The organism is Pseudomonas sp. p50(2008) (assembly GCF_015351605.1).
Lineage (GTDB): Bacteria > Pseudomonadota > Gammaproteobacteria > Pseudomonadales > Pseudomonadaceae > Aquipseudomonas.
Genome location: NZ_JACMYF010000006.1, coordinates 293,276 through 307,098, shown reverse-complemented (window position 1 = coordinate 307,098; position 13,823 = coordinate 293,276). Strand labels below are relative to the sequence as shown.

Genomic DNA, 13,823 nt, shown 5'->3' with positions numbered 1-13,823 from the left:
TTCATTAGTTTGGGCCAATGTAGCCGGGCTTCTCTTGCCAACGGATATTCTTTTGATATCATCCGCGCCATCGAATTTGTAACACGTAAAGACTTCATTAGCCTGAAGCCATAAGCCGGTTTAACCGGCAAAAAAAAGACCCGGCAAAAAGCCGGGTCAAAAACCGTGATTAGCCTGATGAGGAGATAGTCCAGGAGACCGACCTAAGGCCTCTTGGTCCATCGACTGATCTCGCGATCAGCTGATGCAATAATAATCATTCTCGTTTGCAAGTCAAATGATTTTACCTGCCCGATGGGAATATTCTTTCCCGTCGTCGTCCGTGTCTTTCCTTTTTATTTGATCTGATCAGACTTGAGTGCACGGTCAACCATGGCCCTTGCCATGTCGATCATGTGGACCGTCGAGAACGCAAGATCGCGGCTGGCGCCTTGCAGATTGCTGGCGGATTCGTAGGCAATCGCAGCCGCACACCGCATCAAGTCCGAAGCGTGGACCAGCGCTTCTTCGCCGCTGATGCTGCGGTTTACATCGAAAAAGCGTTCTTCAGTCACCTCATCCAGAACAGCGGGTTTCAAGTAATAGTCCAGTGCCCGCTGCGCAGCGGCGCTGCCTTGCGGAGAGTTCAGGGTTGTGTCGAGCATGCCGGGGGCTTCGATGCCGGGTAAGGTCATGGTGTTTGTAGACTCCGTAGTAGGTTCAGATCCCTGAATAAATCCTAATACGTTATGTATTTGTTACAAGAACTGAAATAATACAAGTTGTGTTTTGCAGCCAGGCAGGAGCCGCCGTATCGTGCCGAACATGGATAAATGGATTGAATTGGTCAAGGCCAAGATGAGTGACCTCAACATCACTCAAGAGATACTCGCTGAACGTCTCGGGATGTCCCAGGGTGGAGTGGGGCACTGGCTGAAAAAACGCCGCCAGCCCAGCATTGAAGACATGAATCGGGTCTTGCAGGCACTGGGGTTGGAGTTTCTCGAGGTGGCGATGGTCATCAGAGAAACCGAGGCTTCAGAAGATGACGAGCTGTCTCTGACGCAGAAATATAACCCTTACTTCCGCTACCCGGTCAGTGACTGGCGGGAAACGGGACACGTGCGTGATGGTGAGTTGCCGGTGTACGGCGAGAGGCGTTTCGAGCTGTCCGATTACCATGCTCGAGAGGGGGCGTTCTGGCTGAGGGTCGAGGGCGACGCCATGACAGCACCCAGCGGTCTCAGTATCGGCGAGGACATGTTGATTCTGGTGGACCCTAACGTCGAAGCGATCCCCGGCAAACTGGTGATCGCCCGGTGGCCGAGCAGCGCCAGCGCGACCTTTCGCAAGCTGGTTGAAGAGGGCGGTCAGCGTTACCTGGTCCCGCTCAATCCCACGTACCCGAAAATGCTGTTTACCGATGACTGCCGAATGATCGGCGTGGTCGTACAGGCAACTTTCAAATTCTAATCGGATCGGTCCTGGCATTGCGTAGGACCGATCTTCATTTCACGCGTCTTCCAGCTCGACCAATGCACTGCCTTCGCTGACCATCTCGCCTTCCTGGCAATAAAGCGCCTTGATCACGCCCGCGTGGGGGGCACGGATGCTGTGTTCCATCTTCATGGCTTCAAGCACCACCAGTTGCGCGCCGGCTTCCACCGTTTGCCCGGCTTCCACCAGGACCCGCACGATGCTGCCGTTCATGGGCGCGGTGAGCCCGCCCTGATGGCTGTGGCTGGCCTCGACGGCACTGATCGGGTCGTAGGACTCGATGCGACGCAATTCACCCTCCCATTGCAAGTAGACGATGCCGTCCCGGCGGATCGCCCGATGCTGCAGGCGCATGCCGTCGTGCTCGGTCAGCAGGTGCTCGCCCCGAAGCTGCGCCGAGCGCGTATCGCCTAACGTCAGCGCCCGGTCCTGTCCTTCACAGCTCAGGTGCAAAGTAATCTCTTTCGGCAATCCGCAACGCAGGCCTGTGCTGCTGCTCCATGGCGAACTCGGGTCATCAGTGCGCGTAGAAGGTCTCAGGCTTTGGGCAAATGCTTGCCCGGCCGCTTGCCAGAACTCATCACTGAGACTGGCGGGTGCCGGCAGCAGCTGTTCCTGATAGCGCGGGATAAACCCGGTATCCAGTTCTGCCGCTGCAAAGGCGGGATGGCCGATGATGCGGCGCAGAAAATTGATGTTGGTCTTGAGACCACCGATCGCAAACTCATCGAGCATGCTCAGCAAGCGCAACCGCGCCTGCTCCCGGTCTTCACCCCAGGCAATCAATTTGCCGAGCATCGGATCGTAGAAGGGCGAGATCTCGTCGCCTTCTTCCACGCCACTGTCGACACGACGACCGGGACCTTCGGCAGATTCGCGATACAACTCCAGACGCCCGGTGGCGGGTAGAAAATCATTGCCCGGGTCTTCTGCGTACAGCCGCACCTCAATCGCGTGGCCGATCAGTGGAACCTGCTCTTGAGTCATCGGCAGCGCTTCACCCCGCGCCACTCGAATCTGCCAGGCCACCAGGTCGAGGCCGGTGATGGCCTCGGTCACCGGGTGTTCCACTTGCAGGCGCGTGTTCATCTCCATGAAGAAGAACTCACCGCGCGCATCCAGCAGGAATTCCACGGTACCGGCGCCGACGTATCCGATTGCCTGGGCGGAACGCACAGCCGCTTCGCCCATGGCGCGACGCAGTTCCGGGCTCAGGCCGGGAGCGGGTGCTTCTTCAACGACTTTTTGATGCCGACGCTGAATCGAGCAGTCGCGCTCGTTGAGGTACAGGCAGTTGCCGTGCTGGTCGGCGAAGACCTGGATTTCCACATGGCGCGGTTTGAGCAGGTACTTTTCGACCAGCATGCGCGAGTCGCCAAACGAGGATTGGGCTTCACGTTGGGCCGAGGCGAGGGCTTCCGCCAGTTGGCTGACGTCCTCGACCACTTTCATGCCTTTGCCGCCACCACCCGCCGTCGCCTTGAGCAACACCGGGTAGCCGATTCGCTCACAGGCATCGCGAAAAGTATCCAGGTCCTGTGCTTCGCCGTGATAACCGGGCACCAGTGGAACGCCAGCGGTTTCCATCAGGGCTTTGGCAGCGGACTTGCTCCCCATGGCGTCAATCGCCGAGGCGGGTGGGCCGAGGAAGACCAGACCGGCGCTTTCGATAGCGCGAGCGAAGCCGGCATTTTCCGAGAGAAAGCCATAACCGGGGTGAATCGCCTGGGCGCCGCTGGCCTTGGCGGCTGCGATCAGCTTGTCGATTTGCAGGTAGCTGTCGGCGGCTTTGCTCCCACCCAGGTCGATGCGGATGTCCGCTTCGCGGCTGTGTCGGGCTTCGCGGTCGATAGCGCTGTGCACAGCCACGGTGGTCAGGCCCAGCGCCTTGGCAGTACGCATCACCCGGCAGGCGATTTCACCGCGGTTGGCGACCAGCACGGTGGTGATAACAGGTGTGCTCATCAGCGTGGCTCCTTGGGGGTGATTGCGGCTTGCCAGCTCGGCGGACGTTTTTGCAAGAAAGCCCGCAGACCTTCCTGGCCTTCGGGGCTGACGCGGATGCGGGCGATGGCGTTTTCTGTATAGCGACGCAGCGCCGGGGTCAGTGCACCGTTGCCGACTTCACGCAGCAAGTCTTTGCTGACGCGCATGGCGGCCGGGCTATTGAGGAGCATGTTGTCGATCCACTGTTCGACTTTCTGCTCCAGGTCTGCCAGCGGATAACTCTCCGACAACAAACCGATTTCCCGTGCCCGTTGGCCGCCAAAACGTTCGGCGGTCAGGGCATAGCGACGTGCCGCCCGTTCGCCGATGGCTTGCACCACGAACGGACTGATCACGGCTGGTGCCAGGCCGATGCGTACTTCCGACAGGCAGAATTGCGCGTCATCGGCGCCAATCGCCATGTCGCAGCAACTGATCAGGCCCAGGGCGCCGCCGAATGCAGCGCCTTGCACCACTGCCAGTGTCGGGATTTTCAGTTTGCCGAGGTTGTACATCAACTCTGCCAGTTCCCGGGCGTCGTCGAGGTTGGTGTGGTAGTCGAGTTCGGCCGATTGCTGCATCCACGCCAGATCAGCACCGGCGCTGAAATGCTTGCCGCGTCCGCGCAGCAGTAAAAATCGCAGGCTGGTATCGCTCGACACGGTGTCCAGCGCGAGGATCAATTCGCGGATCATCTCGGCATTGAACGCGTTGTTCTTTTCTTCACGGTTGAGCCACAAGGTGGCGAAACCCCGAGGATCGGTTTGCAGTTCCAGGGTATTGAAGTCGTTCATAGGGGTCCGTCTCCACGGTCCTTGCGGGAGCGGATTTGTCTGCGGTCTACGATTGCTGCGCAATCGAACGGGGTTAAATCCCCTCGCCACACAAACCCGCTCCCACAGAAAATCACATCCGGAACACGCCGAAGCGGCTCGGTTCGATGGGTGCGTTCAACGATGCGGACAAGGCCAGGGCCAATACGTTACGGGTCTGGGCCGGGTCGATGACACCGTCGTCCCACAGCCGGGCGCTGGAGTAATAGGGGTGCCCCTGTTCTTCGTACTGATCAAGGATGGGTTGCTTGATCTCGGCTTCCTGCTCGGCGCTGAACGCCTGGCCGCTGCGTTCAGCCTGCTCGCGCTTGACCTGCACCAGCACACCCGCGGCCTGTTCGGCACCCATTACGCCAATGCGCGCATTCGGCCACATCCACAGGAAGCGTGGGTCGTAGGCGCGTCCGCACATGCCGTAGTTACCGGCGCCAAAGCTGCCGCCGATGATCACGGTGAATTTCGGCACTTTGGCGCAGGCCACGGCGGTCACCAGTTTGGCGCCGTGCTTGGCGATGCCGCCGGCCTCGTATTTCTGACCGACCATGAAACCGGTGATGTTCTGCAGGAACAACAGTGGAATGCCGCGCTGGCAGGCCAGTTCGATAAAGTGCGCGCCTTTCTGTGCGGCCTCGGCGAAGAGGATGCCGTTGTTGGCGAGAATGGCGATCGGATAACCGTGCAGGTAGGCAAAACCGCACACCAGGGTCGTCCCGAACAACGCCTTGAATTCGTCGAACACCGAACCGTCCACCAACCGTGCGATCACCTCGCGCACATCGAAGGGCTGTTTGGCATCCGCCGAGACCACACCGTACAGCTCGTCACTGTTGTAGAGCGGGGCGATCGGGGTACGTTGTTGCACTTCGCCCAGCTTGCGCCAGTTGAGGTTGGCGATGCTGCGCCGGGCAATGGCCAGGGCGTGTTCATCGCTCTCGGCATAGTGGTCGGCCACCCCGGAAATCTTGCAGTGCACATCGGCGCCACCCAGATCCTCGGCGCTGACCACTTCACCCGTCGCCGCCTTCACCAGCGGCGGGCCGGCGAGGAAGATAGTGGCCTGGTTGCGCACCATGATTGCTTCATCGGCCATCGCCGGCACATAAGCGCCGCCTGCAGTGCAGGAACCCATGACCACCGCGATCTGCGGAATGCCCATGGCGCTCATGTTGGCCTGGTTGAAGAAGATGCGACCGAAGTGTTCGCGATCGGGAAACACTTCATCCTGACGCGGCAAGTTCGCGCCGCCCGAGTCCACCAGGTAGATGCACGGCAGGCGATTCTGCTGGGCAATGGTCTGGGCGCGCAGGTGTTTTTTCACGGTCAGCGGGTAATACGAGCCACCTTTAACGGTGGCGTCGTTCGCGACAATCATGCATTCGACGCCTTCCACCCGGCCGATCCCGGCAATCACGCCAGCGGCGGGAACGTCTTCGCCGTAAACCTCGTAGGCCGCCAGTTGGCTGATTTCGAGAAATGGTGAGCCCGGATCGAGCAGCCGGTTGATGCGTTCACGGGGCAGCAATTTGCCCCGCGAGGTGTGGCGTTCTTGAGCCTTGGTGCCGCCCCCTTGCTGCACTTGAGCGAGCAGGGTGTGCAAGGCGTCGACCTGTTTGAGCATCGCCGCGCTGTTGGCCGCGAACTCCGCTGAACGGGGGTTGAGCTGGGTATGCAGGATAGCCATGGGCAGCTCCGGTTAGCGGGTTTCGTTAAACAGTTCACGACCGATCAACATGCGACGGATCTCACTGGTACCGGCGCCGATTTCGTACAGCTTGGCGTCACGCAACAGGCGACCGGCCGGGAATTCGTTGATGTAACCGTTGCCACCGAGAATCTGGATCGCGTCGAGGGCCATTTGCGTGGCGCGTTCGGCGCTGTAGAGGATCACGCCCGCGGCGTCTTTACGGGTGGTTTCCCCGCGCTCGCAGGCCTGGGCCACGGCGTACAGGTAGGCGCGGCTAGCGTTGAGTTGGGTGTACATGTCGGCGACTTTGCCCTGGATCAGCTGGAATTCGCCGATGCTCTGGCCAAACTGTTTACGGTCGTGGATATAAGGAACGATCAGGTCCATGCAGGATTGCATGATCCCGGTCGGGCCACCGGAGAGCACAACGCGTTCGTAGTCGAGGCCACTCATCAGCACTTTCACGCCGCCGTTGAGCACGCCGAGGATGTTTTCTTCCGGCACTTCGACGTCATCGAAGAACAGCTCGCAGGTGTTCGAGCCGCGCATGCCGAGCTTGTCGAATTTGTTGCTGCGGCTGAAGCCTTTCGAGTCGCGTTCGACGATGAATGCGGTAATGCCGTGAGGGCCTTTTTCCAGGTCGGTCTTGGCGTAGATCACGTAAGTGTTGGCGTCTGGGCCGTTGGTGATCCAGGTTTTGCTGCCATTGAGCACGTAGTGATCACCGCGTTTGTCGGCACGCAGTTTCATAGAGACCACGTCGGAACCGGCATTCGGTTCGCTCATGGCCAGGGCGCCGATGTGCTCGCCGCTGATCAGCTTCGGCAGGTATTTGGTTTTCTGTTCGTGAGTGCCGTTGCGGTTGATCTGGTTGACGCAGAGGTTGGAGTGCGCGCCGTAGGAGAGCGCCACCGAAGCCGAACCCCGGCTGATTTCTTCCATGATCACCACATGAGCCAGGTAACCCAGGCCAGCACCGCCGTACTCTTCCGGCACAGTCACGCCGAGCAGGCCCATGTCGCCAAATTTGCGCCACAGGTCGGCAGGGAACAGGTTGTCGATGTCGATCTGAGCAGCGCGCGGGGCGATCTCTTTGGCGACGAAGGACTGGACCTGATCGCGCAGCATGTCGATGGTCTCACCGAGGGCAAAGTTCAGGGATGGGTAGCTCATGGGTCACCTTTTGGCTTTTTTGTAGGGCTGGGAGGGCGCCGAATCAGCTCTCACCTTTACGTTAACGTAAGCCTGTGACGAATGGCTGTCAATCACCCTTTACGTTAACGTCAACTTGAGCGAGAGTAGAGCCAGTTCAAGATAGAACAGCGGACCTCTCATCGTGGCCGCCGTAACGCCCATTAATAAAGACAATAGGGGTCGTCATGGATCAACCCAGTGCAAGCCCGCAGCGCAGCTATACCTGCGGTTCTCAGGACAAAGCCTTGCTGGCGATGACCATAGGTCAGGCGTTTGACAGCACCGTCGCGAAGTACCCGAATGGGGAAGCGTTGGTCGTGCGCCATCAGAAGTTGCGCTACACATGGCAGCAATTGTCCGAAGCCGTCGACCTGCACGCCAGGGCGCTTCTGGCGCTAGGATTGCAGGCAGGTGACCGTCTCGGCATCTGGGCGCCGAACTGTGCGCAGTGGTGCATCAGCCAGTTTGCCAGCGCGAAAATTGGTGTGATCCTGGTGAATATCAATCCCGCGTATCGCAGCTCTGAACTCGAGTACGTGCTCAAGCAGTCGGGTTGCCAGTGGCTGGTCTGCGCGGGTGCGTTCAAAACCTCTGATTACCACGCCATGCTTCAGGGCCTGGTGCCTGAACTGGCAGAGCAATCCATCGGGAAATTGCAGAGCGAACGCCTCCCTGAATTACGCGGCGTCATCAGCCTCGATGCACAGCCGCCTTCCGGCTTTCTGCCTTGGTCGCAACTGGCGGATCTGGCCGCAAGCGTATTGGTGCAGCAGCTGCACGAACGCCAGGAAAGCCTGCATTTCGACCAGGCCGTCAACATCCAGTACACCTCCGGCACCACGGGCTTCCCCAAGGGCGCGACCCTCAGTCATTACAACATTCTCAACAACGGCTACATGGTCGGTGAAAGCCTTGGCCTGACCGCTGATGATCGACTGGTGATTCCGGTGCCGCTCTACCATTGCTTTGGCATGGTGATGGGCAACCTCGGTTGCATCACTCACGGCAGCACCATGATCTACCCCAGCGATGCATTTGATCCGCTGTTGACGCTGAGTACGGTCGCCGAAGAAAAAGCCACCGCGCTGTATGGCGTGCCCACCATGTTCATTGCCATGCTTGATCAGCCGCAGCGCGCCGAATTCGATCTGTCGAGTCTGCGTACCGGGATCATGGCCGGGGCGACCTGCCCCATTGAGGTGATGCGCCGGGTCATCAGCGAAATGCACATGAGCGAAGTGCAGATTGCCTATGGCATGACGGAAACAAGTCCGGTGTCCTTGCAGACCGGTCCGTCGGACGAACTCGAATTGCGCGTCACCACAGTCGGCCGTACCCAGCCGCAACTGGAAAGCAAAATTATCGACGAGGCCGGTAACCTGGTCCCGCGAGGCACCATTGGCGAGCTATGCACTCGCGGTTACAGCGTGATGCTCGGCTATTGGAACAATCCGCAAGGCACCGCCGAGGCCATTGATCAGGCTGGCTGGATGCATACCGGGGACCTGGCGAGCATGAACGAGGAGGGCTACGTCTGCATTGCCGGGCGTAACAAGGACATGATCATCCGTGGGGGCGAGAATGTTTACCCGCGCGAGCTGGAGGAGTTCTTCTTCACCCATCCGGCGGTGGCCGATGTGCAAGTGATCGGGATTCCATGCTCGCGGTACGGTGAGGAGATTGTTGCCTGGATCAAATTTCATCCGGGCCACAGCGCTACCGAGCAGGAGCTGCAAGTGTGGTGCAAGGAGCGCATCGCGCACTTCAAGACACCGCGGTACTTCAAGTTCGTGGAAGAGTTTCCGATGACGGTGACCGGGAAAATCCAGAAGTTTCGGATGCGTGAGATCAGTATCGAGGAGCTCAAAGCGCTACCGTAGGAGCTGGCGCAGCCTGCGATCTTTTGGTCTTGCTTTTTTGAAGATCAAAAGATCGCAGGCTGCGCCAGCTCCTACGGGGAATTTGTGTTGTGTCAGAGGGCGATGTTGAGCAGAAATCCAAATGCCAGAAAGCACAAAGGGGAGCCTAAGCTCCCCTTTAATTTGTCGTTGCGTGTGCTCTTTTTTTATTATTGAGGGGCGGTCATTTATTGTTTTTGGAAACCGTGACCCTTTACCGCTGTTTTTTTCGATCCCCATCCGGGATCAAGAGCAAACGTATTTTTTTGAGCGCTGATCTGCTTTTTCGCCAAGCAATCCAACCAGTTCGGGAGCTACCTGAAGGTAGTTTTATTGTTCTCTGCCCGGTTGCGGGTTACTCCGAAAAGCACCCTGAAAAGCACACCTTCTCCAAAAAAATCTGTTAGCTACGTTTCTGCCGTGTTGTTCTTGTTATGTCAGATACGTTTCATCTTATTTTTATTGGTTTGCCGCTTTTTATTCTTGTTATGCCATAGAGATAGCAGGAGGCGTGCCAACTTTTAAAAATCCTTTAAAATCAAAGTCTTGAAGATTTGCCGAATTTTTAACTTAGCTCAAGCCAGACATTTTGTTTCCGTGTTACTCGTTTCCGCCCACATTTTCGAAGCACCGGTAACACCCGGACACACCCAGGACTCACTGCGCGCTACGAGCCTTTGCCACGCGTGAGCCGGATGGACGCCCAAGCACCGCACTGATCTGTTGCCCAGCCAGAATCAATGCGTCCAGGGCGATGCCCGTCTCGATGCCAAGGCCATTGAGCAGGTAAACCACATCTTCAGTCGCCACGTTACCGCTGGCGCCTTTGGCATATGGACAGCCACCGAGCCCTGCGATGGAACTGTCGAACACCGCGATGCCTTCCAGCAGGCTGGCGTAGATATTGGCCATGGCCTGGCCATAAGTGTCGTGGAAATGCCCAGCGAGTTTTTCTCGTGGCACGTCAGCCGACACCACCTCGAACATCTTGCGGGTCGCGCCAGCGGTTCCGGTACCGATGGTGTCGCCCAGGGACACTTCGTAGCAGCCCATGGCGTAGAGCTCCCTGGCTACACGGGCCACTTGTGCCGGTTCAACGTTGCCTTCGTATGGGCAGCCCAACACGCAAGAAACGTAACCTCGCACGCTCACGCCGTGTTGCCGGGCGGCGTCCATGATCGGCACAAAGCGCTCCAGGCTTTCACTGATCGAGCAGTTGATGTTGCGCTGGGAAAACGCCTCGGACGCTGCTGCGAATACAGCCACTTCCTTTACCCCGGCGGCAATCGCGTCTTCAAACCCTCTGAGGTTGGGGGCCAATGCACCGTAGGTAACACCGGGCTTGCGCTGGATTTGCGCGAACACGTCAGCGGAACCGGCCATCTGCGGCACCCATTTGGGCGACACGAAGCTGCCGACTTCTATATAGCCCAGACCTGCGGCGGTCAGTGCATCGACCAGTTGCACCTTGTCGGCGACGCTGATCGGTCGGGCTTCGTTTTGCAGACCATCGCGAGGGCCGACTTCGACCAGGCGTACATGGGTGGGAAGGGACATGGGAATCGACCTGTGGTGTCTGAATTTTCGAATGACCCCGTGGGAGCAACGCTTGCTCGCGATGGCGGCCTGTCAGTCGACATCAAGGTTGAAGGTCATACCCTCATCGCGAGCAAGCTTTGCTCCCACGGTGTGGATGGGTGTGGTTATTGGACCGCTTCCTGGCTCTTCATCGTCTGCTCCAGCGCCTGCACACAACGCTCTTGCGCTGTATCCAGCTCCAGCTTCATCTGCTCAATGTCGAGCATCTGCTGTTCCAGCTGGTCGCGGCGTTCGGCAATCTTGTTCAACATGGTTTGCAGCTGCTTCTGATTGCCGCCGGTGGGGTCGTAAAGTTCGATCAACTCGCGGCATTCTGCCAACGAAAAGCCAATGCGCTTGCCCCGCAGGATCAGCTTCAGGCTGACTTTGTCCCGGGGCGAATAAATACGTTCCTGCCCGCGCCGCTCGGGGCTCAGCAAGCCTTGCTCTTCATAAAAGCGAATGGCCCGGGTGGTGATGTCCAGTTCGCGGGCAAGGTCGGAAATGCTGTAGGTCTGGCTGCTCATGGGCGCGCTCGAAAAAAGGTCATTGCGCTAAGCTAATGTCAGGTTGACGTTTACGTCAAGGGGCGTGAATTCTGGATGACCTTGCAGGCCTCATCGCGAGCAGGCGCGTCCGTCTCTATGGCGAACGCACTTTCCGTATTTCAGCAATGAGGCTGCTACGGTACAACGGCCTATGCCTTGTCCAGCTTCTTCTCATGCGCCGTCACCTGCTGGCACAACTCGATCATCTGCTCGCGCATCCAGCGGTTGGCTGGATCCTGGTCGGTGCTTTCATGCCAGTACAGATGGGTTTCCACCGGGGGTACGTCGTTCACCGGCAACGTGAAGGCGTGCAAGTCATTGCGGCGGGCGAAGCGCTCCGGCACGGTCATCACCATGTCAGTCTGTTGCAAGACTTGTGAAGCCATCAGGTAATGCTGGGAGCGCAGGGCGATCTTGCGCTGGATCCCCATTTTGCCCAGCGCCAGGTCGACATGCCCCAGTCCACTGCGGCGGCTGGAAATATGGATGTGGGTCTGGGACAGGTAATCATCCAGGGTGAATTTTTCCTTCCCCACCAAGGGATGGCCCTTGCGCATGGCGCACACGTACCGGTCTTCCATCAGCTTGACGTGACGTACCTGCGGGTCGGTATTGAGCGGAGCGTCGACGGCGAAGTCCAGACGACCGGCCGCCAGCTCCTTGGTGGTCTCGCGACGCTTGGACAAAAAGCTCTCGATGATTACCGTCGGGGCCAGGCGACGCAGGCGCTGGAAAAGCGGAGGCAGAATCACCGCCTCGGTGAGGTCGGTCATGCTGATTCGATAGGTCTTGGCCGCCTGCAGCGGGTTGAAAATGCGGCTTTCCTGCACCGAGACCCTCAGCAGGGAAAGCGCATTGCGCACGGGGCCGATGATGTTCTGTGCCATGGGGGTCGGCACCATGCCCTGGGCGGTGCGCACGAACAACGGATCGTTGAAGGTTTCGCGCAGGCGGGCGAGGGCGTTGGAAACAGCAGGTTGAGTAATGCCGACGATTTGCCCCGCGCGGGTCAGGTTAGCTTCGGTGTAGATCGCGTCGAAGACGATGAAAAGGTTGAGGTCGACCTTGCTCAAATTCATGGCGCTGGGCTCTCTGCTCTTGTTATAGAAAGGGTGGCTCGATCAGTCGATCATATATCGGTGATGAATGTTAATACACGCCGAGAATAGGCTAGGTAAATATTCGTAGCTGTTCTAGCATCGATTGCATGACCTGAACAACTCCTCGAAACCCCCGTTAAAAGGTAGAGCTGCCCATGGATTTCGCTTATTCGCCCAAGGTGCAAGAACTGCGTGAGCGCGTGACCGCGTTCATGGATACCTACGTTTATCCTGCTGAAGCTGTGTTCGAACGCCAGGTCGCCGAGGGCGATCGCTGGCAGCCGACGGCGATCATGGAAGAACTCAAACTCAAGGCCAAGGCCGAAGGCCTGTGGAATTTGTTTCTGCCTGAGTCCGAGCTCGGCGCCGGCCTGACCAACCTGGAATACGCACCACTGGCAGAAATCATGGGTCGCTCGCTGCTCGGCCCTGAGCCCTTCAACTGCTCGGCACCCGACACGGGAAACATGGAAGTGCTGGTGCGTTACGCCAACGAAGAGCAGAAACAACGCTGGCTCGAACCCCTGCTACGCGGTGAAATCCGCTCGGCGTTCGCCATGACCGAACCGGACGTGGCTTCCTCTGACGCCACCAACATGGCCGCTCGTGCTGTGCGTGATGGAGACGAGTGGGTCATCAATGGCAAGAAATGGTGGACCTCAGGTGCCTGCGATCCACGCTGCAAAATCCTGATCTTCATGGGCTTGAGCAATCCCGATGCGCCGCGTCATGCCCAGCACTCGATGATTCTCGTGCCGGTGGACGCTCCCGGCGTGAAGATTGTGCGTCCGCTGCCGGTATTCGGCTATGACGATGCACCGCATGGTCACGCAGAAGTCCTGTTCGAGAATGTCCGGGTGCCTTACGAGAACGTCCTGCTGGGCGAAGGTCGGGGTTTCGAAATCGCACAAGGCCGTCTCGGCCCTGGCCGAATTCACCACTGCATGCGTTCGATCGGCATGGCAGAGCGGGCGCTGGAACTGATGTGCAAACGCTCGGTGAGCCGTACCGCGTTCGGCAAACCACTGGCGCGTCTGGGTGGCAACATCGACAAGATTGCCGACTCGCGGATGGAAATCGACATGGCGCGCCTACTGACGTTGAAAGCGGCGTACATGATGGACACCGTCGGTAACAAGGTGGCGAAGAGCGAGATTGCGCAAATCAAGGTTGTCGCCCCCAACGTAGCGTTGCGGGTGATCGACCGGGCGATCCAGATTCATGGCGGGGCAGGGGTGTCCAACGATTTCCCGCTGGCCTACATGTATGCGATGCAGCGCACCTTGCGACTGGCTGATGGCCCGGACGAAGTGCACCGTGCCGCGATCGGCAAGTTCGAGATCGGTAAATACGTACCGAAAGAAATGATGCGTAGCAGTCACTGATTTCTGTTTTAGCGCAATGAGGATCAGAGTGGGAGCAGGCTCTCACACTGGATCTTCGCTGTGGGAGCAAAGCTTGCTCGCGATGCGGCCGTGTCATTCGCCATGACAGCTTTCGCGAACAAGCTATGCTCCCACAGGTTT

General features: G+C 58.5%; 11 protein-coding genes. 3 read left to right on the top strand and 8 right to left on the bottom strand.

Annotated features, from left to right (window positions below; all coding sequences use genetic code 11):
• Positions 1 to 335: 335 nt before the first annotated feature.
• Positions 336 to 674 carry a DUF6124 family protein gene (locus H7698_RS18695; RefSeq protein WP_162437545.1) on the bottom strand — a complete coding sequence of 113 codons (339 nt, stop codon included), beginning with the start codon at positions 672 to 674 and terminating at the stop codon, positions 336 to 338.
• Positions 675 to 804: 130 nt separating this feature from the next.
• On the opposite strand from H7698_RS18695, the gene H7698_RS18690 reads away from it, so the two are divergent.
• Positions 805 to 1,452, top strand: a complete 648-nt coding sequence (locus tag H7698_RS18690; RefSeq protein ID WP_194692410.1) for a LexA family protein — start codon at positions 805 to 807, stop codon at positions 1,450 to 1,452.
• A 39-nt stretch (positions 1,453 to 1,491) separates the two neighbouring features.
• Here H7698_RS18690 and H7698_RS18685 read toward each other — a convergent pair whose 3' ends face one another.
• The 4 genes from H7698_RS18685 to H7698_RS18670 all read right to left on the bottom strand — a co-directional run bounded on the left by H7698_RS18685 (position 1,492) and on the right by H7698_RS18670 (position 7,152).
• Positions 1,492 to 3,441 (bottom strand): acetyl/propionyl/methylcrotonyl-CoA carboxylase subunit alpha, encoded by a 1,950-nt coding sequence (locus H7698_RS18685; RefSeq protein WP_194692409.1) that lies wholly within the window; start codon positions 3,439 to 3,441, stop codon positions 1,492 to 1,494.
• Positions 3,441 to 4,256 carry a gamma-carboxygeranoyl-CoA hydratase gene (locus H7698_RS18680; RefSeq protein WP_194692408.1) on the bottom strand — a complete coding sequence of 272 codons (816 nt, stop codon included), beginning with the start codon at positions 4,254 to 4,256 and terminating at the stop codon, positions 3,441 to 3,443. Before H7698_RS18680 ends, H7698_RS18685 begins: the two co-directional genes overlap by 1 nt.
• Before the next feature lie 112 nt (positions 4,257 to 4,368).
• Entirely contained in the window at positions 4,369 to 5,976 is a 1,608-nt protein-coding gene (locus H7698_RS18675; RefSeq protein ID WP_162437541.1) for a carboxyl transferase domain-containing protein, read from the bottom strand.
• 12 nt (positions 5,977 to 5,988) lie between these two features.
• Positions 5,989 to 7,152 carry an isovaleryl-CoA dehydrogenase gene (locus H7698_RS18670; protein WP_194692407.1) on the bottom strand — a complete coding sequence of 388 codons (1,164 nt, stop codon included), beginning with the start codon at positions 7,150 to 7,152 and terminating at the stop codon, positions 5,989 to 5,991.
• Between the two features lie 206 nt (positions 7,153 to 7,358).
• On the opposite strand from H7698_RS18670, the gene H7698_RS18665 reads away from it, so the two are divergent.
• Positions 7,359 to 9,053, top strand: coding sequence for an AMP-binding protein (locus tag H7698_RS18665; RefSeq protein WP_194692406.1), 1,695 nt, complete (start codon positions 7,359 to 7,361; stop codon positions 9,051 to 9,053).
• Positions 9,054 to 9,728: 675 nt separating this feature from the next.
• On the opposite strand, the gene H7698_RS18660 is transcribed toward H7698_RS18665, so the two are convergent.
• The 3 genes from H7698_RS18660 to H7698_RS18650 all read right to left on the bottom strand — a co-directional run bounded on the left by H7698_RS18660 (position 9,729) and on the right by H7698_RS18650 (position 12,276).
• Positions 9,729 to 10,628, bottom strand: a complete 900-nt coding sequence (locus H7698_RS18660; RefSeq protein WP_194692405.1) for a hydroxymethylglutaryl-CoA lyase — start codon at positions 10,626 to 10,628, stop codon at positions 9,729 to 9,731.
• Positions 10,629 to 10,774: 146 nt separating this feature from the next.
• On the bottom strand, positions 10,775 to 11,176 hold the full coding sequence (locus tag H7698_RS18655) for a MerR family transcriptional regulator (protein WP_194692404.1): 402 nt from the start codon (positions 11,174 to 11,176) through the stop codon (positions 10,775 to 10,777).
• Between the two features lie 170 nt (positions 11,177 to 11,346).
• A complete protein-coding gene (locus tag H7698_RS18650) occupies positions 11,347 to 12,276 on the bottom strand; it encodes a LysR family transcriptional regulator (protein WP_162437536.1) in 930 nt (309 codons plus the stop codon).
• 176 nt (positions 12,277 to 12,452) lie between these two features.
• Between H7698_RS18650 and H7698_RS18645 the strand changes: the two genes are divergently transcribed.
• A complete protein-coding gene (locus tag H7698_RS18645; protein WP_162437535.1) occupies positions 12,453 to 13,682 on the top strand; it encodes an acyl-CoA dehydrogenase in 1,230 nt (409 codons plus the stop codon).
• Positions 13,683 to 13,823 lie beyond the last annotated feature (141 nt).